General features: G+C 32.7%; 28 protein-coding genes. 8 read left to right on the top strand and 20 right to left on the bottom strand.

Going from position 1 to position 24,659, the window contains the following annotated elements; all coding sequences use genetic code 11:
- Positions 1-129 precede the first annotated feature (129 nt).
- The 5 genes from mreD to Q5I67_RS03510 are packed head-to-tail and all read right to left on the bottom strand — an operon-like array spanning position 130 to position 3,922.
- A complete protein-coding gene (mreD, locus tag Q5I67_RS03490; protein ID WP_302486370.1) occupies positions 130-636 on the bottom strand; it encodes a rod shape-determining protein MreD in 507 nt (168 codons plus the stop codon).
- Positions 633-1,586, bottom strand: a complete 954-nt coding sequence (mreC, locus tag Q5I67_RS03495; RefSeq protein ID WP_302486371.1) for a rod shape-determining protein MreC — start codon at positions 1,584-1,586, stop codon at positions 633-635. The genes mreD and mreC overlap by 4 nt, the downstream gene beginning before the upstream one ends.
- Positions 1,586-2,629: a rod shape-determining protein gene (locus Q5I67_RS03500; RefSeq protein WP_296899567.1), complete on the bottom strand. Its 1,044-nt coding sequence runs from the start codon at positions 2,627-2,629 to the stop codon at positions 1,586-1,588. The genes mreC and Q5I67_RS03500 overlap by 1 nt, the downstream gene beginning before the upstream one ends.
- A gap of 40 nt (positions 2,630-2,669) precedes the next feature.
- Positions 2,670-3,359 (bottom strand): DNA repair protein RadC, encoded by a 690-nt coding sequence (radC, locus tag Q5I67_RS03505; RefSeq protein ID WP_296899565.1) that lies wholly within the window; start codon positions 3,357-3,359, stop codon positions 2,670-2,672.
- On the bottom strand, positions 3,356-3,922 hold the full coding sequence (locus tag Q5I67_RS03510; RefSeq protein ID WP_302486372.1) for a nucleoside triphosphate pyrophosphatase: 567 nt from the start codon (positions 3,920-3,922) through the stop codon (positions 3,356-3,358). Before Q5I67_RS03510 ends, radC begins: the two co-directional genes overlap by 4 nt.
- A 328-nt stretch (positions 3,923-4,250) precedes the next feature.
- On the opposite strand from Q5I67_RS03510, the gene sigH reads away from it, so the two are divergent.
- Positions 4,251-4,970 carry an RNA polymerase sporulation sigma factor SigH gene (gene sigH / locus Q5I67_RS03515; protein WP_296899561.1) on the top strand — a complete coding sequence of 240 codons (720 nt, stop codon included), beginning with the start codon at positions 4,251-4,253 and terminating at the stop codon, positions 4,968-4,970.
- 50 nt (positions 4,971-5,020) lie between these two features.
- Here the strand turns inward: sigH and pyrR are convergent, their stop codons facing one another.
- The 15 genes from pyrR to obgE all read right to left on the bottom strand — a co-directional run bounded on the left by pyrR (position 5,021) and on the right by obgE (position 18,259).
- Positions 5,021-5,569, bottom strand: coding sequence for a bifunctional pyr operon transcriptional regulator/uracil phosphoribosyltransferase PyrR (pyrR, locus tag Q5I67_RS03520; protein WP_296899559.1), 549 nt, complete (start codon positions 5,567-5,569; stop codon positions 5,021-5,023).
- A 36-nt stretch (positions 5,570-5,605) separates the two neighbouring features.
- Positions 5,606-6,520: an RluA family pseudouridine synthase gene (locus Q5I67_RS03525; RefSeq protein ID WP_302486373.1), complete on the bottom strand. Its 915-nt coding sequence runs from the start codon at positions 6,518-6,520 to the stop codon at positions 5,606-5,608.
- The gene (gene lspA / locus Q5I67_RS03530) at positions 6,513-6,968 is read right to left on the bottom strand and encodes a signal peptidase II (RefSeq protein WP_296899555.1); all 456 of its coding nucleotides are present in this window, start codon (positions 6,966-6,968) and stop codon (positions 6,513-6,515) included. The genes Q5I67_RS03525 and lspA overlap by 8 nt, the downstream gene beginning before the upstream one ends.
- Positions 6,969-6,986: 18 nt before the next feature.
- Complete coding sequence (locus tag Q5I67_RS03535; RefSeq protein WP_296899553.1) at positions 6,987-7,772, bottom strand: RNA-binding protein; 786 nt, start codon at positions 7,770-7,772, stop codon at positions 6,987-6,989.
- A gap of 24 nt (positions 7,773-7,796) precedes the next feature.
- Positions 7,797-8,243, bottom strand: a complete 447-nt coding sequence (locus Q5I67_RS03540) for a cell division protein SepF (RefSeq protein WP_296899551.1) — start codon at positions 8,241-8,243, stop codon at positions 7,797-7,799.
- A 12-nt stretch (positions 8,244-8,255) separates the two neighbouring features.
- Positions 8,256-8,945, bottom strand: a complete 690-nt coding sequence (locus Q5I67_RS03545; RefSeq protein WP_302486374.1) for a YggS family pyridoxal phosphate-dependent enzyme — start codon at positions 8,943-8,945, stop codon at positions 8,256-8,258.
- 83 nt (positions 8,946-9,028) lie between these two features.
- A complete protein-coding gene (pgeF, locus tag Q5I67_RS03550; protein ID WP_302486375.1) occupies positions 9,029-9,847 on the bottom strand; it encodes a peptidoglycan editing factor PgeF in 819 nt (272 codons plus the stop codon).
- A gap of 50 nt (positions 9,848-9,897) precedes the next feature.
- Positions 9,898-11,625: a TIGR03960 family B12-binding radical SAM protein gene (locus Q5I67_RS03555; protein WP_302486376.1), complete on the bottom strand. Its 1,728-nt coding sequence runs from the start codon at positions 11,623-11,625 to the stop codon at positions 9,898-9,900.
- 102 nt (positions 11,626-11,727) lie between these two features.
- On the bottom strand, positions 11,728-12,198 hold the full coding sequence (nrdR, locus tag Q5I67_RS03560) for a transcriptional regulator NrdR (protein WP_296922455.1): 471 nt from the start codon (positions 12,196-12,198) through the stop codon (positions 11,728-11,730).
- 32 nt (positions 12,199-12,230) lie between these two features.
- Complete coding sequence (locus tag Q5I67_RS03565; RefSeq protein WP_302486377.1) at positions 12,231-13,205, bottom strand: helix-turn-helix domain-containing protein; 975 nt, start codon at positions 13,203-13,205, stop codon at positions 12,231-12,233.
- A 56-nt stretch (positions 13,206-13,261) separates the two neighbouring features.
- Positions 13,262-13,852, bottom strand: coding sequence for a nicotinate-nucleotide adenylyltransferase (nadD, locus tag Q5I67_RS03570; RefSeq protein WP_296896704.1), 591 nt, complete (start codon positions 13,850-13,852; stop codon positions 13,262-13,264).
- Between the two features lie 182 nt (positions 13,853-14,034).
- Entirely contained in the window at positions 14,035-15,306 is a 1,272-nt protein-coding gene (locus tag Q5I67_RS03575; protein ID WP_302486378.1) for a glutamate-5-semialdehyde dehydrogenase, read from the bottom strand.
- Positions 15,307-15,318: 12 nt separating this feature from the next.
- On the bottom strand, positions 15,319-16,449 hold the full coding sequence (gene proB / locus Q5I67_RS03580) for a glutamate 5-kinase (protein WP_302486379.1): 1,131 nt from the start codon (positions 16,447-16,449) through the stop codon (positions 15,319-15,321).
- A gap of 63 nt (positions 16,450-16,512) precedes the next feature.
- The gene (gene yhbY / locus Q5I67_RS03585; protein ID WP_296896697.1) at positions 16,513-16,821 is read right to left on the bottom strand and encodes a ribosome assembly RNA-binding protein YhbY; all 309 of its coding nucleotides are present in this window, start codon (positions 16,819-16,821) and stop codon (positions 16,513-16,515) included.
- Positions 16,822-16,972: 151 nt separating this feature from the next.
- On the bottom strand, positions 16,973-18,259 hold the full coding sequence (gene obgE, locus Q5I67_RS03590; RefSeq protein ID WP_302486380.1) for a GTPase ObgE: 1,287 nt from the start codon (positions 18,257-18,259) through the stop codon (positions 16,973-16,975).
- Positions 18,260-18,515: 256 nt separating this feature from the next.
- Between obgE and Q5I67_RS03595 the strand changes: the two genes are divergently transcribed.
- The 7 genes from Q5I67_RS03595 (at position 18,516) to Q5I67_RS03625 (ending at position 24,652) form a co-directional block, all read left to right on the top strand.
- Complete coding sequence (locus Q5I67_RS03595) at positions 18,516-19,244, top strand: WecB/TagA/CpsF family glycosyltransferase (RefSeq protein WP_296896693.1); 729 nt, start codon at positions 18,516-18,518, stop codon at positions 19,242-19,244.
- A gap of 105 nt (positions 19,245-19,349) precedes the next feature.
- On the top strand, positions 19,350-19,988 hold the full coding sequence (locus Q5I67_RS03600) for a phosphatidylserine decarboxylase family protein (protein WP_296896691.1): 639 nt from the start codon (positions 19,350-19,352) through the stop codon (positions 19,986-19,988).
- Complete coding sequence (gene pssA, locus Q5I67_RS03605; protein ID WP_296896689.1) at positions 19,988-20,701, top strand: CDP-diacylglycerol--serine O-phosphatidyltransferase; 714 nt, start codon at positions 19,988-19,990, stop codon at positions 20,699-20,701. Before Q5I67_RS03600 ends, pssA begins: the two co-directional genes overlap by 1 nt.
- Positions 20,702-20,726: 25 nt before the next feature.
- A complete protein-coding gene (locus tag Q5I67_RS03610; protein WP_296922458.1) occupies positions 20,727-21,956 on the top strand; it encodes a glycosyltransferase family 2 protein in 1,230 nt (409 codons plus the stop codon).
- A 77-nt stretch (positions 21,957-22,033) separates the two neighbouring features.
- A complete protein-coding gene (locus tag Q5I67_RS03615) occupies positions 22,034-23,428 on the top strand; it encodes an aldehyde dehydrogenase (protein WP_302486381.1) in 1,395 nt (464 codons plus the stop codon).
- A gap of 104 nt (positions 23,429-23,532) precedes the next feature.
- Complete coding sequence (queD, locus tag Q5I67_RS03620; RefSeq protein WP_302486382.1) at positions 23,533-23,910, top strand: 6-carboxytetrahydropterin synthase QueD; 378 nt, start codon at positions 23,533-23,535, stop codon at positions 23,908-23,910.
- On the top strand, positions 23,903-24,652 hold the full coding sequence (locus Q5I67_RS03625; RefSeq protein ID WP_302486383.1) for a 7-carboxy-7-deazaguanine synthase QueE: 750 nt from the start codon (positions 23,903-23,905) through the stop codon (positions 24,650-24,652). The genes queD and Q5I67_RS03625 overlap by 8 nt, the downstream gene beginning before the upstream one ends.
- Positions 24,653-24,659: the final 7 nt, after the last annotated feature.

The raw sequence follows: 24,659 nt of genomic DNA on the forward strand, positions 1-24,659 counted from the left end.
ATAATAAATTAAGACACCCTTAGGTGTCTTAATTTTAGTTAATATCGTATAGATATAAAAATATGCTTACCTAAAAGTTAATATAATTATATCATACTCTTCTAGATTTTTTGTAGATAATTTATGATTTTAAAATTGCTCAGATCTTTTTATCCAATATTGAAGTTTAGCATCTATTTTCATGATGATAAAATACACAGGATAAGCAAAGATTAAGTTATAAATTAAGGCAATGATTGTATTGTTTATAATCTGCCAAATACTATAGCTATAGCCTAATAAAAAGATAAGTAAAGCAATGATAAAATAATTTAAGCAAGTAGCAAATATACCAGCTATAAGCGGTAAAAATATATTTTCTTTATAGATGAGCTGAGATATTTTGTGGATTAATATGCAGATGATTAATAAGCTTAGTGTATGGATACCTAAAAATGTACCAGAAGCCAAGTCTTGAAATAATCCCGCACAAAATCCATATAATATAGCATGTTTATCATAAATGATGCTAAAGAAAACAGTCACCAATAAAACTAAATCTACAGAAATTCCATCATAAGCGATAACATTAAAAATAGATGATTGTAAAAGATAGACAATAAATAATAATAAAAAACAAGGTATTAATGTTTTCATTTCATATCACCTGTAGCAGGTTGAGTTGGAGCTGGGGTAGCTTGTTGTTGATTATTTGTTGCCGGTTGTTGTTGAGGTGCTTGTTGCTGAGTTGGTGTAGGAGTAGCTGGAACAGGTGCAGCTAATTCACGATGATTGATGATAACAGCGACATTTTCAAGTTTTTGAAAATCAACGCAAGGATATAAAATCGCATATTGCAATAATCCGCCACTATCATTTTGAATACTGGCTACTGTACCAATTGGAATTCCTTTTGGATAGATACCACCAAAGCCAGATGTGATAATAGTATCACCTTCGACAATATTGGCATTTTGAGGAATATTAGTCATATTAATAGCAGAATTGGAGTCAGCAGAGCCTTTGACAACACCAGCAACGCGAGAATCTGCACGTTGAACGATTGAACCAACAGCTGAACGAGGATCAGTGATAAGTTCAACTTCTGAATAAGAAGGATAAGCTTCACGAATATTACCAACTAATCCATCTGGTGTGATGACTGTCATATTTTTTTGAACACCATCATTTGTACCACGATTAATGATAATATGACTGCTCCAAGTAGCCATATCTCGACCAATAACGTTAGCTGGTAATAAATCAAATTGTAAATTAGCTTTTTTATAATTCAATAATTGACGTAGACTAGCATTTTCAGCTTCGAGCTCAGCGGTACGAGCGACTTTGAGTTTTAAATCATCATTTTGAGCTTTAAGTTCTCTATTTTGATCATATACATAAAATACATCGTAAACGTAATTACGAAAATCATTGCACTTGCTTGAAATTGTACTAGTAACAGATTGAAATGGTGCTAATACATTAACGACAATGGCATTTGCAAGTGGTGCATTGAATTTATTTATAGCGGCAAAAAAGAGAATACATATTACACTAATAACGATGAATAAAACGATTAAAGGGCGTTTTGATGATAATTTCATTATTTATTCAACTTCTTATCGCTAATAATTACATTATTTAAAAGATTAATATTTTCTAAGGATTTTCCAGTACCTTCACCAACGCAAGATAATGGATCTTCGGCAATGATTACAGGCATACCTGTTTCTTGAGCAAGCAATTTATCTAAATTGTGTAATAAAGCACCGCCACCAGTCAACATGATACCACGGTCTAAGATATCAGCAGCAAGTTCAGGTGGTGTTCTTTCAAGTGTAACTTTTACAACATCGACTATTTTCTTAACAGGTTCTTTTAATGCTTCAGTGATTTCTTCAGCGTGAATTTCTAATGTTTTTGGTAAACCACTAACAAGGTCACGACCACGGATTTCAAAATCCTTTTGCATATCATCGCTAACCATAGCATTACCAATAGACATTTTGATTTCTTCAGCAGTGCGTTCACCGATCATGAGGCTGTATTTGCGTTTGATATATTGAATGATAGCAGAATCTAAAGCATCACCAGCTACACGAATAGAGCAACTTGTAACGATACCGCCAAGAGAAATAACGGCGATTTCTGTAGTACCACCACCGATATCAACAACCATACTGCCTGTAGCTTCTTCAACAGGCAGACCAGCACCGATAGCAGCTGCCATAGGTTCTTCAATCAAATATGCTTCTCTAGCACCAGCTTGAATAGCTGCATCGATAACAGCACGTTTTTCTACTTCAGTTACACCAGATGGTACACCTACAACAACACGAGGTTTGCTAAAGGAAGAACCATTTCTAGCTTTATTTATAAAATATTTTAACATTGCTTGAGTAACTTCAAAATCAGCAATTACGCCATCTTTCATTGGACGAATAGCTACGATATTGCCTGGAGTACGACCAATCATGCCTTTGGCATCAGAACCAACAGCAAGAACTGCTCCTGTATCTTTCCTAATAGCAACAACAGATGGTTCTCTGAGCACAATACCTTTTCCTTTTAAATGTACAAGGGTATTGGCTGTTCCTAAATCGATACCGATATCTTGGGAAAAACCACCAAATAAATTCCACTTCATGTTAAAACATTCTCCCTTCATTGAATAACAATCTGACTATTTATTTTATCATACCTTGTTGTTTTAAGCTAGTAAATTTATTATCTCCAACAATAATATGATCTAAAATTTCTATATCAAGTATTTTACTGCCTTCTATTAGCTTTTTAGTCACTTTAATATCCTCTATACTTGGGCTAGGATCTCCACTAGGATGATTGTGTACAAGTATCATAGATGAAGCAAAATGATTGATAGCACAGCGAAAAACTTCACGTGGATGAACAATAGAGGCATTTAAACTACCAATGGAAATATCTGGAAACGCTATGATTTGATTTTTAGTATCTAAGAGTAAAATAGCAAAATGCTCTCTTTTTTCATAGCGAAGTCTAGGCATTACATAGTTTACAACATCTGAAGGTCGTCGTATAGCTAATTTTTGTGTAGTGGGTTTTTTAGCTAAACGCAGACCAAGTTCAATTGCAGCTAATAATGTAGCTATTTTAGCGAAACCTAAACCTTTGATAGAAATTAATTCTTTAGGTGAAGAATTGACAAGAGAAGATAAACCTTCCTCTTTATATTTGGCTAAAATTTCTTGAGCCAATTCAAATACAGATTTTTTTCGTGTACCAGAATGTAATAATATAGCTAATAATTCAATATTGCTTAAAGCTTTAGCTCCAAGAGTTAAAAGTTTTTCGCGGGGCCGTTCTTCATCAGGTAAATCTTTGATACTTGTGCTCATAGATCAACATCAGCTTTTTTACATAAATTATATAAACAATTTAAAGGTAAACCTACTACATTAAAATAACAACCATTAATTTTTTCAATAAAAATAGAGGCCAATCCTTGAATAGCGTAAGCACCTGCTTTGTCTTGAGGCTCTTTCGTTTGTATATAATTTAAAATTTCTTCATCAGATAAACTTTTCATAGTAACATCAGTTATACAAACGTCGGAGAAGATTTGTCCATTTTTTATTAACGCAATGCCAGTGCAAACTTGATGGGTTTTACCAGACAAATTTTTGAGCATAGAAAAGGCTTCTTGATCATCGCGGGGTTTACCATAGATAGTATTATTTAAAGCTACTACTGTATCAGAACCTAAAATAACTTCATTTGGATTGTTTTTATCAACGCTTGCTTTGGCTTTTAAAATAGCATTTTGTGTAACTAGCTTTTGAGGATTAGGTTCATCAATAGCAGTGAGTTCGTTACAGCTACTAGGACGACAGAGAAATTTGCAATGTATTTGTTCTAATAATTCTTTTCGACGAGGAGAGGCTGAAGCTAAAATTAACATGAGAAAAATCCCTTCTTTATTATTTGCATATTTTAATTTTAAAATTGTATTTTTAATTTAAAAATGTAATACAACTTTAAATTAATAATTTATATAAAAAAATAGATAAATCCTGTGATAGGAGTTAATATGTCCATTATAGCAGAGAATATACAGATTTTCATTTTATTTTACTAAATTTTAATTTTGCATAATATTGATTTTAAAATGTATAAATATTCTAATGAGAAATAATATCAGCTTGACTGAAAGATAAGCTCAATGTTATAATTCTGGATATGACTTGTAAATGGGAAATCGTTGTTATTTTCACAGAGGAGATAGTGCGATGGAAATAAATAATAGTAAAGAACTAGAAGAAAAAGTTAAGCGTTTAGAAAAAATGACTGATGAAGAAATTGTAATGCAAATTAAGGAAAATCATGATGATGTCGCACTAGATTATATCATAAAGAAATATCGTAATTTAGTACGAGTAAAAGCTAGGGCCTATTTTTTAATTGGTGCGGACAAAGAAGATATTATTCAAGAAGGAATGATAGGCTTATATAAAGGTGTTCGTGATTTTCGCAGCGATAAATTATCTTCATTTAGGGCATTTGCTGAGATGTGTATTACACGACAGATAATCACAGCAGTAAAAACAGCTACAAGACAAAAGCATATACCTTTAAATTCGTATGTATCACTAAATAAGCCAATCTATGATGAAGAATCAGATCGTACATTATTGGATATAATATCTGGTTCAGTAGTAATTGATCCAGAAGAAATGATGATTCATCGCGAAGAATTTTTAGATATTGAAGATAAGATGGAAAAATTATTAAGCGATTTAGAATGGAAAGTCTTAATGGCATATCTTGATGGGAAATCTTATCAAGAAATCGCTGTAGAATTACATAGACATGTAAAGTCAATTGATAATGCACTACAACGAGTGAAACGTAAATTAGAAAAATATGTAGATGGTCATGGTAATATCGATATAAAAGGTAGTATGAGCGATTTTGGTTCTGTAGGAAAATATCTTAGAGATATGTATTGATAAAAAAGCTGTAATTTTTAAGTTTTATACTTAGAAATTACAGCTTTTTTTTAGATATATTCACCGATGAAAACTTTGTCGCAATCATCTGTATCAGTTAATTTTACAGCAATAGCTTCTTTAGTAGCAGTAGGGACATTTTTACCTACATAATCAGCACGAATAGGTAATTCACGATGACCTCTGTCTATTAAAACGGCTAATTGGATTTTTTTTGGTCGACCTAAATCGATTAATGCATCTAGTGCAGCACGGATAGTTCTACCTGTATATAAAACATCATCAACCAAAATGAGTGTTTTATTAGTGATATCTTCATCGATATGTGTTTCTTGAATTAATGGTTGATATGACATATGAGCAAGATCATCACGATATAAAGTAATATCCAATACTCCAATTGGAATATGTACTCCTTCAATATTTTCAATTATTGAAGATAATCTTTCAGCTAGAGGTACACCGCGTTTTCTGATGCCAACGATGATGATATCTTTAATCCCTTTGTTTTTTTCGATGATTTCATGAGCTATACGAGTCAATGCTCGTTCAATAGCTTTACCATCCATAACAATAGTTTTTTCAACTAATTGAGCCATGAGTATCACATCCTTCATAAAATTTTATATAAATATTTATATTGTTTGACGAAAATATTTTAATAAATTTTGCATATCATCAGGAAGTGGTGCAGTAAATGTCATTTCCTTTTTGGTACGAGGGTGAATTATTTTTAAATTCAAAGAATGAAGAGCTTGTCCTTCAATATTAAATTTATTTTTACTGTTACAATATTTTGGATCACCAATAAGAGGATGTCCGATATATGCCATGTGAACGCGAATTTGATGTGTTCTACCTGTCAGTAATTTACATTGTACATAAGTGCAGTTTTTATAACGTTCCAACACGTGAAAAACAGTAGTTGCTGGTTTTCCGCCGTTTGTCACAACTGCCATTTTTTTGCGGTCTATGGGATGGCGACCAATATTACCATTGATAATGCCTCGCTCTTCAGTAATATTACCGTGAACAAGAGCTACATATTCTTTAGTAGCAGATTTACTGCCTATTTGTAGTGCTAAATCATTATGAGCAAAATCATTTTTAGCCACTACCATAACGCCAGAAGTATCTTTATCTAGACGATGAACAATTCCAGGTCTGATTTTACCATTGATGCCAGAGAGTTCATCATGACAATGATAAAGTAACGCATTTACTAAAGTCCCTGTATAGATGCCAGCGGCTGGATGAACTACCATGCCACGGGCTTTGTTGATGACGATAATATCGTTATCTTCATAGAGAATATCTAAGGGAATATTTTCTGCTTTTATTTCGATTTCTGTAGGTGGTTCAAATGTCATAATGATTTGGTCGTTAGCTTTTAATTTATAATTTGCACGTTTAGTTTCATTGTTGACAGTGATAGCACCATCAGAAATCATTTTTTGAATACTAGCACGAGAGGGATTATCTTCTTGACTAGCAAGAAAAACATCTAATCTAGTGCCAACTTCATCAGTAATAGTGTATGTTTTAGTCATTAGGTTTTCCTTGATCTGTAGTAAATAATAATTCAAAAATAACGAGAATACAGCCGCAGACAATAGCGATATCGGCAAGATTAAAAATTGGCCAAATACGAAAATCAATGTAGTCGACGACTTTACCAATAAAGATACGGTCAATCATATTGCCGATAGCACCACTAAAAAGCATGGCTATACCCAATTGAAATATCTTGTTTAGTTTTATGATTTTAGAGCGAAAATAAACGATAGCAAATATCAAAATTACAGCGATAAAGATGAAAAAGAAACGTTTATTTTCTAGGATACCGAAGGCTGCCCCTGGATTTAAAATATAAGTGAGATGCAATAAATGCGGAATGATAGGGATGGATTCACCTAAAAACATATTATTGACAACAAAATATTTTATCAATTGGTCTAATATAATAATTAAAATAACAAATGTGGATAAAAAAAACACTGATAAAATCTCCTAAGATTAAAGATAACGTTTTAATAAAACAACTGTACGTCCTTTTTTTGTTGTCCCACGGACTTCAGCCACTTCTAAGCGACCTCGTCCACGAATGGAGATGATATCACCTTGTTTTACCATTTGAGAAGCATTTTTTACACTTTGCCAATTTAGTTTTAATTTATCAGCTTCAATGATAGAGACCATTTTGCTACGGGAAGCACCAAAACCAGATGCTGCTATAGAATCAATACGCAAAGAGGCTACAGTGGAAGTGATTTCCTTGCAACGTTCTTCACGAGGAGCAATTGTTCCAAGGTCATCTAATTCGCAGCTGACTTTGGCAGCTCCAATTTGAGTTAAATTTTGTAAAATGAAATCAGCCATTTTAGTTGTACAGATGATTTTTACCATACCTAAGGTTATTAATAAATCGCCAATTTGTTCGCGTTTAATACCTAGTCCCATGAGAGCACCTAAGACATCACGATGAGAAAGGCGATAAAATTTATCATTCCAAGTAGCTTTGACAACGGAAATATTATAAGATGGTTTTCCCATGAAATCTTCATGAATGAAATTTGCACATTGTCTTTCAGCACCAATATAACCGCCAAAAAAATCAACAGAAATACCATCATAGTGAGCAACTACTGTTTCAGCTATTTCACAACCATAAGGATCAAGAAAATCTGTAGCACGAAATTTTCTTGTTTTGTTTACAGCTTCTACAGCATCAATTAATTTTATAACAATTTCTTCGCCTTCTGTACCTTTATAAAAGCGAATAATCTTTTCACGGTCTGCCATTATAAAAAAATCAATCCTTTTTGTTTATTCTTCCCAAGGCATAGATGTTGAAGTTGTATTTTTCTTTAATTCTTCAGAAAAATTAACACTAACATTATCTGGGGCACACATAAATACATTTTTACCGACTTTTTTGATATCACCAGATAGTGCATAAGTTGTACCACTGATAAAATCAATAATGCGTTTAGCAACATCGCTATTAGTGTTTTCAAAATTTACGACAACAGGTTTGTGATTGCGAATATGATCTGCCACTTGTTGAGCATCATCAAAAGAAACTGGTTCAATAACCATTACTTTTAATTGATTATTTGTCTTTGCTTTATTTTTGAAATCAACTACATTATCAGGATTTTGATAATTTGTAGCTTGTACATCGTTATCATCTGTATTTTCCACTTCTTCAATATACTCCTCAGACTCAGAATTTTGTCCCATTTTGTTACGGATTTTGTCTACAAGTTTCATAATAAATTCTCCTTAATATTGACGTGGGCCGAAGATACCTGTGCCAACGCGAACGATATTAGCACCTTCCTCGATAGCTATTTGATAATCATGTGTCATGCCCATAGATAGATATTTTATTTCTGATGTAGTAAATGTTTTAGCTTGAGTTTGTTTAAAGACTTTAAACATTTGAACAAACATTGGACGAACATCTTCTAAATTATCAACCTTTGGTGCAATAAACATTAGCCCCATGAGTTTTAAATTATTCAAGGTATCAACTTTGGTTAAAAGTTCATCTAAATCTTCTAAATAAATACCTGTTTTAGAAGCTTCTTTTACTAAGTTGACTTGAATTAAAATCTTTTGTACTTTATTGATTTTACTGGCTTCTTTGTTGATTGCTTCAGCAAGTTTTATGCTATCGACAGATTCAATCATATCGAATATTTTTACGGCATATTTTGCTTTATTTGTTTGTAAATGACCTATTAAATGCCAAGTTACATCACGATTTAATGTTTCATGTTTTTGCTGTGCTTCTTGAACGCGGTTTTCACCGATGACACAAGCACCTGCATCGATAGCTTCTTGCATGGCAGCTACATCATGATTTTTAGTTACAGCTACTAATAAGACATCATCACTAGCAGCGTTATGTCTTTTGGCTATGCTTTCTTTAATATGTTCTTGAACGGTTTTCAAATTTTCTTTAATCATAGAATTTCATCTCCAGAAAATCTTATAATCTATTTAATAATATAATAATTTATAAAAATTATCCATAGTTTAGCTAAAATTATTTAAATAAGTGAGAGTATGCAGGCTATTCTACCTGTTTTACCATTGTCTGCTCGGTAGGAGAAAAATACATCTTTATTGCAAGCGGTACATGTATTAGCCATATCAATATTTTTTGATAAAAGACCTGCTCTTTGCAGGATAATAGAATTTGCCTGCCAAAGGTCTAGATGATATTTTTGACTATCTTGATGGAAAAATAAAATTTTGTCACTATCTTTTTGGAAAACTTCACGAAATTTGGCTACAACTTCATCACCTATTTCATAGCAACAAGCACCGATTGAAGGGCCAATGGAAGCGAGACAATCACCAGGATTGGTATGATAATGTTTAGTCATTTCCTGTACAGTGTGTAGGGCAATTTCGCCTACAGTACCACGCCAACCGCCGTGTGCTACACCAATAGCATTATTTTTAGGATCATAAATCATAATAGGTGTGCAATCTGCAAAAAATAAGGTAAGTGGTACATTTTTTAGATTGGTGATTAAAGCATCAGTATCATCAATGGAATTTGCAAAAGAGATAGCACCACTGCCGATATTTTTTTCAGTAATACAAGTTACTTTACTGCCGTGAACTTGCTTACAGGTAGTCATTTTTTGGCTATCTAAATTTAATCCTTCACAAAATAATTTGCGATTAGCGATGACATCATCTGGATTGTCATTTACATGTAAAGCTAAATTTAAACCATTAAAAGGTGCTTTGCTATGGCCATTAAATCTAGTGGAAATAGCATGAATTACTTTATCTTGAGGAAAAATAGAAAATTGTCCATACCATAAATTATTTTGAGCGTGAATTAATTTAAACAAGAATATCAACTCCTAAATACAAAGGATAATTAAAAGAGCTTTATTTAGCTTTATTTACATACTCCACAGCGTTTACAACCATCAAAACATTGGATAGTGTGTTTTTCTTGAAGTGCAGTTTGTAATTCTTTCCATAAATAATCTTTAGTAAAGCCCATATCCAAGCTATCCCATGGTAATAATTCATTTTCATCAAAATTGCGATATAAATAATCGTCAGCGTTGATTTTAAAAGTTTTTAAGGCACGTTTAAATGCTTTGCTACCGCCATTTAAATGAGCTTCATAAATCACTTGGGAGATTTTTCTATCTCCTCTAGCTAATATGCCCTGAATAAATGATTCTTTGGTAGATTCAAATTGAACTTCGATATTTTTATATTTTTTTAGCTCGGATTTTATATATTTAAAATATTTTTCTGTTTGTTTTAAATCTGCCATAGCACTCCATTGGAATGGTGTACATGGTTTAGCAATAAATGGATTGATACTCAAGGTTAAAGTACCTTTAGAGCCAAGTTTTTCCATATATTGTTTTAAGCGAATAGTCATATCAACGATGGCTTTTATATCGTTTTCATCTTCATTTGGCAATCCTACCATGATGTATAGACGATAATTTTTAACACCAGCATTAATGCCCATGGAGATGGATTTGAAAAGATGTTCTTCTTCAATGCCTTTATTGATGATATGGCGGATTTTTTCACTGCCGGCTTCAGGTGCTAGTGTCAATGTTCTTTGACCACTTTGAGCTAGAGCATCTACTAATTCTTGAGTCACAGAATCAGCACGGAAAGAAGCAACAGACATGGGCATATTTTCATTGCGAATATGTGAGCAGAGTTCATTGATTTGTGGATAGTCAGATATCGCAGGGCCCATCAAACCTACTTTTTTATTTAATTTTTTAGCTTGTGGTAGATAAGATAATAATTTATCTAAACTGCGATGACGAGGCTTTCTAAAGCAATATCCAGCCATACAAAAACGACAATGGCGACCACAACCGCGAGATGTTTCAATTAGATAGAGATTAAATTCTGTATTTTCGGTGGTGATGACAGTTTTACCATCATAAGCATCTAAATCTTTTATCCATTGACGAGAAACTTTTGGGGGAACGTCAGCATTAGTTTTTATCGCTGTGAGTTTACCTGTTTCATCATAGATATGGTCATAAAAACAAGGCACATAAACGCCTGGTACTTGAGCAAGTTTGAATAATAATTCTTTACGGGACAAATTTTCATTGGAAGGATCATTATATACATCTAAGAAATTATTAATAGTTTCTTCACCTTCGCCAATGATGAAAGCGTCAATAAATAAGGAGAGTGGTTCAGGATTGAATGTAGCACAAGGGCCACCAGCAATGACGATAGGGTCTTTTTCTGTGCGTTCATTAGCTAATAATTTTACTTTGCCTAAAGAGAGCATTTGCAAAATATTAAAATAATCCATTTCAAAAGAAATAGCAAAGCCAATTAAAGCAAAATCATGAAGTGGCGTTTGTGTTTCCATACTCATAAGCGGAGTATGAGTGCGAGTATAATCATTGATTAAATTCTTATCGGGTAAGAAGAAACGCTCACAGGCACTATCACTGCGATTATTTATCTGGTCATAGATTATATGAAAACCTAAATTAGACATACCGACAAAATAAGAATTTGGATAAGCTAGGGCAAAGCGTTTACGAAAGCCACCAGGAAAAATTTTATATCCTTGTTCTTGTTTGAGCATATCTTGTAATTGTTGTTTTAATTTCCAATTCAAAGTGGATATATTCTCCTTTATTTAAAAATTTTTATTAAATGATAGTTGAATGGTTGAATAATGAATAAGAAAAAAGCTCACAAAAGTGAGCTTAAATGAATTTTATTTTTGTTTATCTTTATTCATAGAATTTAGATTTTCTAATTCTTGTTTGAAATTATCAATATCTGAGAATTTACGATAAACAGAAGCGAAACGAATATAGGCAACTTTATCGAAAGTCTTGAGATGTTTCATGACGACTTCACCGATAATTTTGCTGGGAATCTCATGCTTCATGGTATTGCAGATTTCTCGTTCAATGGCATCGGCTAATTTTATCATTTTTTCAGTGGGAATATCGCGTTTATAACAAGAACGGATAATACCTTGTAAGATTTTTTCTTTGGCGAAAACAGCACGACTGCCATCGTTTTTGATTACCATTAAAGGCACTTTTTCTACAGCTTCATAGGTGGTGAATCTTTTACCGCAAACTGTACATTCGCGGCGTCGTCTTATAGAATTACCATCATCAGTAGTACGGGAATCTACTACACGGCTGTCGGGAGCTGCACAGAATGGGCATTTCATAATATCACCTCGAGGTTAAATTTTTAATTTTATTATTTTGCTTGTTGATTAGAATTTTGAGCGTTAGCAGCAGGTTGAGCATTGTTAGTGTTAGCTGCTGGAGCTGGATTTTGTGGCTGTGCATTATTAGCAGGTGCAGGGTTTTGTTGTGGTGCATTTGCTGGAGCCTGTGCATTTGGAGCAACAAAAGATTTAGATACAACAGCACCGATGTCACCTAATTTACCAACTGGTTGGTTATTGAATGTAATATCAATAGCTCCGGCGTTACCAACAGAGATATCAACTTGATTATTACCTTTCCAAGTTAAAGTAGTTCCTTTTTTCACAGTTTCAGAAAGAACTACATTGCCATCAACTTTTACTTCAGTCCAGCAATCTTCACTGAATACAGCTTTTACTTCAGCACCGCTAACTACAGGTGCAGGAGCTGGCTGAGTAGGTTGTTGCTCTTGTTGAGCAGGTTGTTGTTCTGTAGTATGTACAGGAGTTTTAGTATCTGATGTACTTTGACTAGATAAGAAGAAAACAGCACCACCAATGATGATAATTAAAATGATGATAACAAGAAAAATATTTCGTTTACTATTAGATTTATTAGATTGTAAATATGCTTGGTTAGTTGCAAATGAATCTATTTTAGGAATATTTTTTTCTGGAGTTGGTTCAGATTTTGTTTCAACAGGTGTTTTTTCTTCAACTTTTTTTTCTGGTTGAGCAGGAGAAATTGGTTGCTCTTGAGCTTTTGTTGTGGAAGCTACTTCTTCCGTAGAAGCAGGAGCATTCTTTTCATTTTTGTACTGTTCAATAAGTTCTTGGCTATTTAAGCCTAAAAATTTACCATATGTTTTAATAAAACCTTTTAGAAATACTTCTCCAGGAAGTTTTTCATAATTGCCATCTTCAATGGCTTTTATATAGAGTTTACGGATGTTGGTACCTTGTTCTACATCCTCTAATGATAAATTTTTCTGTTCACGTGTTTCACGTAATAAATCCCCTAACATTACGGTTCTCCTTCTCTAAATGTAATTTAATCATAAACATTATACAATAAGCTTGTTTATAAATAAAGTTCTTCTTTGCGAATATATTGTTGAACTTGTTCTGTAGTTATATATTGGATAGAATATCCTTTTTTTATGCGTTGCCTAATATCTGTGGAAGATATTTCAAGTTCAGGTGTTTCCAAAAGAGTTATATTGAATTTTTTAAAATGTTGTTGAATGGTACTTAAATCTAAAGTATAGCTAGGTCGTTTTGTGGCAATGAATTTGCAACTTGCAAGTAGCTCGTCAATTTTATGCCATGTAGGTAAATCATTTATGCAGTCAGCACCAATAATAAAATAAAAATCGGTATCTTCGCCATAAATATTTTTGAGAGCTTTTATTGTATCAATTGTATAAGATGGGCCAGAACGCTCCATTTCAATAGATGATACTTCAAAATGAGGATTAGAGCAAGTGGCAAGTAGTGTCATATTGAAACGATGTTTAGCTGAAGTTAATACACTATGTTTATGGGGAGGATTAGCAGAAGGAATGAAGATAACTTTATCAAGTTTAAATTCATCCCAAACAGCTTCTGCTATCATTAAATGTCCTACGTGAATTGGGTCAAAAGTACCACCCATAATGCCTATTTTTTTCATGATAAATATCTCCAAACTTTAATAGTTTTAATAAAAAATATATATTAAAATAAGGGAAAAAATTATAGATAAAAATATAAATAAGAAAAAAGCACGACTATAATCTAAGATATCATGATGACCTTTGGGCGTAGCATAATATTGTTTTAAGATTTTAAAACAATTATATAAACGCTTAAACATCAGCGAATTTGACCTTCACCATAAATTAAATATTTCATAGTAGTTAAAGCTTCTAGTCCCATTGGACCACGTGCATGAAGTTTTTGGGTACTAATACCTATTTCTGCACCAAAACCAAATTCATTTCCATCAGTGAAACGAGTGGAAGCATTTACATAGACGGCGGCAGCATCGACTAATTTTTGGAATTTTAGGGCATTGTTATAATTAGTGGTGATAATTGCTTCAGAATGACCACTACCATAAGTATTGATATGAGAGATTGCTTCATCGATATTTTCCACTATTTTTATAGAAATGATTAAATCTCCATATTCAGTAGACCAATCTTCTTTAGTAGCAGCTTTTAATTCAGGACAGATAGCTAAACATTTTTCACAGCCACGAATTTCGACTTTAGCTTCAGTTAATTTATTACAAAGTGTAGGTAGATATTCAGTGGCAATTTTTTGGTCGATTAATACTGTTTCGATTGCATTACAAACGGCAGGTCTAGATGTTTTAGCATTGAGAATAATTTTAGTAGCTAGATTTAAATCTGCAAATTCATCAACGAATACATGGCAAATACCAATGCCTGTTTCGATTACAGGAACAGTACTATTTTCTACTACGCGTTTGATTAGACCAGCACCACCGCGAGGAATGATGACATCAATGTATTTATTTAAACGCATCATCACATCAACGGCACTGTGTTCTGTTATGCTGACAAATTGAATAGCTCCATGAGAAATACCTGCACTATAGGCAGCTTCAGCCAAAATAGAAGCTAAAATTTTATTAGAATGAATAGCTTCAGAACCACCACGTAAAATCACAGCATTGCCGGATTTTAAGCAAAGACCTATAGCATCAGCTGTAACGTTAGGACGTGCTTCGTAGACTATACCAACAAGACCGAGTGGTACGCGAATACAGCGAATATCTAATCCATTAGGACGGCGATGAGACATAATACCATTGCCAATAGGATCATTTAAATTAGCAATTTGACGAAGTCCTTCGGCCATTTGAGCAATACGTTCTGTTGTTAAAAGCAATCTATCTAATAAAGAAGCAGATAGTCCTTTTTGGCGACCATTTTCCATATCGATATTATTTTCTTCTAGAATGATAGGAGTTTTAATCTCTAAAGCATGAGCCATGGTGAGTAAGGCTTTATTTTTTTCTAGGGAAGATAATGTCGCTAAGTTTTGAGAAGCTTTTTTGGCAAGTATTGCTTGATTAGTAATTATTTCTTTTATATCTGTTTGTGCATTTGAATTCATAAAATCACCTTTTTAGACCATAATAACCATATTATCACGATGAATAGCTTCATCAAATATTGGTGAATTATTCATTAAAATATTTTTAAATTCATTAGAGTGTAATCCTTTTAATTTTTGCAAAACATCTGAACTGTAGTTTACACTGCCACGAGCAATTTCACGACCGGATTGAGATAAAATTCTCACAGTATTACCTTGTTTAAAATCACCAGCGATAGATAAGATACCTACTGCTAGTAGACTAGAACCAGAAAGAACAGCTTGTTCACAACCACTATCGACGATAATATCACCAGCTATTTGTTTACCAAAAGCAAGCCAAGATTTACGTTGCTTGAGGTGAATTTCTTTAGCTGGAAAGATAGTGCCTAGTGTTTCACCTTTTAATAGACGACGAAGGACATCTGGCTCTGAACCGGAGGCAATGACCATAGTGCTACCTGAATTAATAGCTATCTTGGCAGCTTTTATTTTAGTGCTCATACCACCAGTACCCATAGATGTACCAGCACCACCAGCCATATTTTCAATCTCTGGTGTGATTTGTGCTACTTCATGAAGTAATTTAGCATTTTTATCTTTACTAGGATTAGCGGTATATAGACCATCAATATCAGAAAGAATAATTAATACATCAGCATCTACTAGTGTGGCTACAGTAGCAGATAAGGTATCATTATCTCCAATTTTTAATTCATCAACGGCAACAGCATCATTTTCATTGATGATAGGAATTACTCCCATTGATAATAATGCCATTAGAGCATTTCGTGAATTTATATATTGAGAATATTGGCGGGAGTTTTCTTTAGTCAATAAAACTTGAGCTACTACTTGATCATATTCAGCAAATAATTTTTCATATATATGCATTAATATGCCTTGACCTACAGCAGCCATTGCTTGCTTTTCAGGAATAGTTGCAGGTCTTGAAGTTTTCTTCATGCGTTCAAGACCTGCTCCTACAGCACCGGAGGAAACGAGAATTATTTCTTTTCCTTGATTGGCTAAATCAGATAGTTCACGTACGAGATGTTCTATTCTTGAAATATTTAATTTTCCTGTATCGTAATTTAAAGTGCTAGTACCGACTTTTACTACGATACGTTTAGCTTTGGTTAATTCTTGACGAGGTAACATAATCTTTACTCATTTCATTATTTATATTTTTATTATTTGTATTTATTTAAAATTATCTAGAAATTATTTATTAGGAAATTCGATTTTTGGTTTTTTAAAATTGCGACGCCATAAAAGACCATTGCGACCGATAATTTGGACTAAATCACAATTAGTGCGTTCTGCTAATGTAGAAATAGCAACTTCGATATCTTCAGGGCAGTTTTGAAGTACACGAACTTTGATGAGTTCACGTTTTTCAATAGCTTCATCGGCACTATTTACAACAGCAGGAGTGATGCCCTCTTTACCAATTGGTACAATTGGTTCTAATGTCATGCCTAATGAACGTAAATATCTTTTTTGTTTACCAGTAAGTGTGTTTTTTATCAATGAAAAATCCTCCTATAAATGAAAATAAAATTAAATAATTTTTTAGTGGGCATAACTAAGCTTTAAACTCAATTAGTACCCACTAAAATATAAAAAGTCTTATATAGTTTTATTAAAAATTGGGCAAAGAATATAGAAATATCACAAATAATTATTGTCTATATTCAAATTCCATTTCGCCAATATATACAGTATCTCCTTCTTTTATGCCTTTAGCACGAAGTTTTTCATCAATACCTTTTAATCTCCAAATATATTGGAAACGACGAATGGCTTCATCATTGCCAAAGTTAGTCATGGCAACGAGTTTTTCTAAAGATTTACCAGAAACGATAAAGCCTTGACCTGTCATATCACGTTTGATAGTGATATCATCAGCATCATCTTCTTGAGCATTGTAAATTTTTTCTGCATTATCTTCTTCATCTACTTCTTCAACATAATCTTGAAGCATTTGATATACATAACGTATTAAATCTTGAAGACCTTCTTTAGTAGCAGCAGATACAGGGAATACTTTTAAGCCTTCTTTTTCAGCCATTTCTTGAATTCTAGTTAAGTTTTCACTAGCTTGTGGTAAATCAAGTTTATTAGCTGCGATTACTTGATGACGTTTAGCGAGTTTTGGACTGTATAAAGCTAATTCTTTATTTATTTTGTAGAAATCTTCTACAGGGTCGCGTCCTTCAATACCAGAAGCATCTAAAACGTGAACAATAACTTTTGTGCGTTCAATATGACGCAAGAAATCATGGCCAAGACCAACACCTTCAGAAGCACCTTCGATGAGACCTGGAATATCAGCCATGACAAAGTTTTGAGTATCACCGAGACTTACTACACCTAAAACTGGTGTGATCGTAGTGAAGTGATAATCAGCAATTTCAGGGCGAGCTGCTGATACGCTAGCGATGATACTGGATTTACCGACACTTGGATAACCTACTAGACCAACATCAGCCAATAATTTCAATTCTAAAAGAAGTGTTCTACCTTCGCCAGGTTCACCGAGTTCAGCAAATGTAGGAGCACGGTTGGCACTAGTGGCGAATTTTGCATTTCCACGACCACCACGACCGCCTTTAGCTACGATTGCTTCATCACCTTCATTTACAAGGTCTGCTAAAACTTCACCAGTTTCAGCATCTTTGACTAAAGTACCAGCTGGTACTTTGATGATGCATTGAGGTGCATTTTTACCATATTGGTTTTTTATGTCACCATTGCCACCATTTTTACCAACGAATTTACGATGATAACGGAAATCTAAAAGAGTGTTCATATTGCGGTCAACTTTTAAAATAACATCGGCACCACGACCGCCGTCACCACCACTTGGACCGCCTTTAGGAACGAATTTTTCACGACGAAAGGCAGATTTTCCGTGTCCGCCGTCGCCTGCTTTTACAATAATTTTAGTTCTGTCAATAAATTGCATTTTTGCCTACCTTATTAATAAATTAAAATAAAATGAAAAATAATCATAAAAAAACAAAATACTCTATGGCACTAAACATACCAAAAAAACAATAATTTGTAAAGAGTATAGCAAGTTTGTAGTATAATATAAATAGGATAGGTTTTGCAAGTATAATTGATAGATATTTCATTGATGTATATAAGTCTTTATGTTAAAATATATATTTGTTAATTATGGACTTTATCATAAAAAGTATAAAAAAGGAGAGTTTCTCTTGGAGTTTCGTAAGGCGGATATATTAGGAGTAAAAGTTGCAGCATTAACCATGAATGATGCAGTTAATATAGCTGAGAAATTTATGGATAGTAAAAAACCTCATTTGATAGCTACAGCGAATGCAGAAATGATCATGCGAGCAACACATGATGCTGAATTAAAAGATATTTTAAATACAGCTGACTTAGTAGTACCAGATGGTGCAGGTACAGTATGGGCATCTAATTATTTAGGTGTGCAAATGCCAGAAAGAGTAGCCGGTTTTGATTTAGTGCAAGAATTATTTGCTAATGCTCCAGCAAAGAAAAGACGTATATTTTTCTTTGGCTCTGCTCCAGGTGTAGCTGAAAAAGCAAAAGCAAAGGCAGAGAGTGATTATCCAGGTATTCAAATCGTTGGTGTACGAGATGGATTTTTTAAAGCTGAAGATGAAGAAGAAATTATTGCTCAAATCAAAGAAGCTAAACCAGATTTATTATTAGCGGCACTTGGTGTACCAAAGCAAGAAAAATGGTTAAATGCACATATGCAAGAAATTAATTGTCCACTATGTATAGGTGTAGGTGGGACTTTTGATGTTATGGCAGGTGTTATGAAAAGAGCTCCACTATGGATGCAAAAAGCAAAATTAGAATGGTTATTTAGGGGAATGTTACAGCCAAAACGCATTGGTAGATTGATGGCTTTACCTAAATTTGTAATGGCGGTAAAAGCTTCCAAAAAATAATAAATAATTAGTGTAAAATATGGCTAGTCTAGATAGACAAACATTTTAGGATAGCATATAATGTTTCTAAGGGTTTTTTTATAATTTTTCATAGGAGGGGTTGGAGTGTTAAGATTACCCATTGTTAAAGAAGGGTTTCCATTTATTGGGATTGGTGTGGTAGTTACCTTTCTTTTGGGTTATTTTGTACATCCTGTAGTTGCTGTTTTTCCCGGAATATTGACATTATTTTTTACGTATTTTTTCCGCAATCCACGTCGTAATATTCCACAGGGAAAGGATCTTTTAGTATCTCCTGCAGATGGAACAGTGATGGAAGTATTAGATGTAGATAATGATGAGTTTATAAAAGCTCCAGGTCGAAAAGTAGTAATATTTTTATCAGTATTCAATGTACATGTAAATCGAAGCCCAATTGCAGGTGAAATAAAATGCCAGCAATACAGTTGTGGAAGATTTGACCCTGCATATAAGAAAGATGTAGGTTTTGAAAATGAACGTCATATGATTGGCATTGAAAATGGAGATTTACGTATCACAGTAACTCAAATCGCGGGAATTTTAGCCCGTAGAATTGTTTCTTGGGTTACTTTGAATGATGGACTTTCTAAAGGTGAATTGTATGGTATGATTCGCTTTGGTTCTTGTACGGAAGTTGTTGTACCGAAAAATGTAGAAATATTAGTAAAAAAAGGCGACAAAGTTGTCGGCGGGGAAACAATTATCGGGAGGATTAAAGAGTAATGAATTATAGAGTAGTCATACCAAATATTTTTACCTCTAGTAATTTAGTTTTTGGTATGTGTTCAATTATTTCCACATTTAATGGAAATATGTTTTGGGGAGCTGTATTTATATTATTGGCACTAGTTGCTGATGGATTAGACGGAAGAACAGCTCGATTTTTTGGTGTTAGCAGTGAAATGGGTAAAGAAATGGATTCTTTATGTGATTGTGTTTCTTTTGGTGCAGCACCTGGATTTTTAGCATATAGTTTTGTTATGCATGCATTTGGTTATTTGGGTTGGATTGCTGTGATTTTTTATGCTGTGTGTGGCATGTGGCGATTAGCACGTTTTAATGTAAATGCTTCTATAATTCATGGCTATTTCATGGGAGTACCTATTCCAGCTGGCGGTTGTTTAATCGCCACATGGATTTTATTATCCACTCATTTAGGCATTACACCAGCTACACAAATTGATGTTTTGGGATATTTTTTACCTATTTTAATCATGTTTGTAGGGTATTTATTGGTTAGCACTTTTAAATATCCAGATTTTAAGGGCAAAGGCGAAAAAATTAGCAAAGTGGCTTTAGTAATTATTGCTATTTTTGCTATTTGTGTATTGTATTTTGGTCGCGATGCTATAGGATATGCAATTTTATTTGATATCTTTATATCTTATGCATTGTTAGGTATTTTGAATACTATATTTTCTCTAGGTCGTAACTAAAATAAAGAGCTAAAAGGGGATTTAAATGTATATTCTCGATTGGATTATGGTGCCAATACAGATAATAATTTTTTTGTTTACCGTTTATTATTTTTTAATAGGTATAAATGGTTTATGGCGCAAAAAGGAAAAGAAAATTTTAATACCACAAAAGACTTTTGCAGTAATTGTGGCAGCACATAACGAATCTGCTGTAATTGGTCAATTAGTAGATAATTTAAGAATGTTAGATTATCCAAAAGAATTATATGATATCTTTGTAATTGCTGATAACTGTACAGATAATACTGCACAGATTGCACGTGATTGTGGAGCTATTGTACATGAACGTTTTAATGACAAAGAACGTGGTAAAGGCTTTGCAATGGAATGGATGTTTGCTAGATTATTCAAGATGAAACGTAAATATGATGCAGTAGCGATATTTGATGCGGATAATCTGGTAGATAAAAGATTTTTATTGGAAATGAATAATCGCTTATGCAAAGGCGATAAATTAGTACAAGGTTATCTTGATGCTAAAAATCCATATGATACATGGGTTTCAGGAACATTTGCCATAGCATTTTGGGTTATTGATCATATTTGGCATTTAGCAAAGACAAATATTGGATTATCTTCTGTACTTGGTGGTACAGGTATGTGTATTACAACAGATGTTTTGAAAAAACATGGTTGGGGTGCTACTTGCCTTGTTGAAGATATGGAATTTACTATGAAGTCTTTAGCAGAAGGCATAAAAACGACATGGGCTCATGATGCGATTGTTTATGATGAAAAACCACTTACTTTTAAACAGTCTTGGAACCAGCGTAAACGTTGGGCACAAGGTCAATTTGATGTAGCTCATCGCTTTATTCCAAAGATGTTAAAAGAAGGTATTCGCCGTCGTGATATTCGCATCTTGGATGGATGTTTACATTTATTACAGCCTCATTTCTTATTGATTTCTACATTCTTTGTTATTTTATCATATGTACAAATGGGCTTAGGTTATCCATTATTTACAAATATTTATCAATTTTTACCATCTAGTTTGCTAACAGTAATAACTATGGGACAGTATATATTACCAATTATTATTTTAGCGAAGATACATGTTAAATGGAAAGCATGGTTTTACTTAATCTTATATCCAGTGTTTATTTATAGTTGGATTCCAATTGTATTTTTAGGATTTTTAGATAGAAATAAACATGAATGGTCACATACAAAACATACTCGTGCAGTTAGTTATGATGAATTAACTCGCTAATATAAAAAGAACTATTAGTTAAATCTAATAGTTCTTTTTTGACTATATGATTAAATTTGAGATAGAGAGAATAGACTATGGAAAATAATACATTATATCAGATGGAGATTATACTGCAAAAACAAAAAGATTTTTTTAGGCAGGGTAATACTTTAGACTATGATTTTCGAGTAGAACAATTAAACAAGTTAAAAAAATCTATTTTAAAATATGAGAAAGACATAGAGCAGGCTCTATTTTTAGATTTAGGAAAAAGTAGCTTTGAAAGTTATGAATCTGAAATAGGTTTTGTATTGGCGAGCATTAATTATGCTAAAAAGAATTTAAAAAGCTGGATAAAGCCTATAAAAGTGAAGACACCAGGATATTTATTTAAATCTCAAAGTAAAATAGAGCTAAATCCTTATGGTACAGTATTGATCATAGGGCCATATAATTATCCTTTGCAATTATTGATTGAACCATTGATTGGAGCTATATCAGCTGGAAATTGTGCGATGCTCAGTGTATCGGATTTAGTATCTAATACGGCAAGGCTTATACGCCATATAATAAATGAAACTTTTGCTACTGAATATATTTATTGTTTTATAGGTGGAGAAAAAAATAATAAATTATTGTTGGAATGTAATTTTGATTATATATTTTTTACAGGAAGTACAAATGTTGGGAAATATGTAATGAAAAAAGCTAGTGAAAAATTGATACCAGTGACTTTAGAATTAGGTGGGAAAAGTCCTGTTATCGTAGATGATACAGCTAAATTAAATATAGCTGTGAAGAGAATTGTTTGGGGAAAATTTTTAAATGTAGGTCAAACTTGTGTAGCTCCTGATTATATTTTTATAGAAAGAAATATAAAAGAGGATTTTATTGAAAAATTAAAGCAAACAATTGTAAAATTTTATGGTAAAGATATAGTGAACAATCCTGATTATGGAAAAATTGTTAATAAACGTCATTTTGCTAGATTAAAAAATATTTTAGTAAAAGATAAAGATTATATAATCTTTGGTGGAAACTTAGATGAAGAGAAGCTTTATATAGGGCCTACTTTGATTTGTGCAGATACATGGGAAATAGCATCTATGCAAGAGGAAATATTTGGGCCTATTTTACCAATATTGACATATGATAGAATTGAAGATGTAATTTCATTTTTGCAAAATAAAGAAAAACCATTGGCTTTATATATTTTTAGTGAAGATAAAGATTTTATAGAATATATACTTAGCTTTACTAATTCGGGTGGTGTAGCTATAAATGATACTATAAATCATATAACAAATCCTAATTTACCTTTTGGCGGTGTGGGAAAATCTGGCATGGGCATGTATCATGGAAAATATAGTTTTTTAACTTTTTCTTATCAGAGAAGTATTTTGAAGCGAAGTACAAGCGTAAATTTAAGCCTTATTTTTCCACCATTTAATAAGTTAAAAGCTATATTAGTTCGTTATTTTTTGAAATAGATTTTCGTAAATTTATAACTATATGAGGATAAGATTTTTATAGTGGATAAATATATGGTATAATTTTTATATTGATTTTATTAATTATAGAGGAGGAAATTTTTTTGTTTGAATTAGTAGTTAATGGAGCTTTTGAAGCAGCTCATCGTTTAGTAGATTATCCTGGAAAATGCAATAGATTACACGGTCATAGCTGGATCGTAGAAATGTCTGTCAGTGGAGATAAATTAGATAATATTGGTATGGTTGCAGATTTTAAAGTATTAAAATCTATGTTAATGGAAGTATTAGATGCTATGGACCATCAATATTTAAATGAATTACCTCAATTTAAAGAAATAAATCCAACAGCAGAACATTTGGCTAAATATATTTATGAAACAATTGAAGCTAATGATTTATTTAAAGGCAATTGCAAATTGAATTATATAAAAGTATGGGAATCACCAAAGGCGGCAGTTATTTATAGAAAGGATGCTTAATTTGCGAGCAGGAATATCAGAAATTTTTTCCTCTATTCAAGGTGAAGGGAAATATGTAGGTTGTAGGCAATTATTTATTCGCCTTATTGGTTGCAATATGGATTGTCCTTATTGTGATACAGATAAATTAGCTCATGATAATTTGGTGCCATGTATTTTAGAAAAATGTGAGGGTTATGAGGGCAGTTTAAAATTAAATAATCCTTTAGATTTAGATGAGGTAATGCCTTATATCAATTACCGTTTACAACAGCCTCACCACTCTATCAGTATTACAGGTGGAGAACCATTATTATATCCACAGGTCATTTTAGAATTAGCTAAAAATTTAAAGCCATTATCTATACCGTTATTTTTAGAGACAAATGGTACATTAGTAAAACAATTAGCTCAAGTTATTGATAATATAGATATAATCAGTATGGATATGAAATTGCCAAGTGATATTGGTAAAGCTTATTGGCAAGAACATGAAGAATTTTTAAAATTGGCTAGTAAAAAAGATGTTTATGTAAAAATTGTAGTTTCTAATGAGTCTACAGCTGAAGATTTTGAAAAAGCATTATCCATCATAAAAAATATTGATGAAAATATTTTATTAGTTTTACAGCCAATTACGCCATTAGGTGGATTGCATGAAGCTCCTCCAGAAAAAATGCTCAAATGGCAAACTAGAGCAATGCAAGTATTGAAAAATGTTAGAGTAATACCACAAACACATAAAATGATGAACCAATTATAATATTGAT

Source organism: uncultured Megamonas sp., assembly GCF_958438645.1.
In the GTDB taxonomy this organism is placed as follows: domain Bacteria; phylum Bacillota; class Negativicutes; order Selenomonadales; family Selenomonadaceae; genus Megamonas.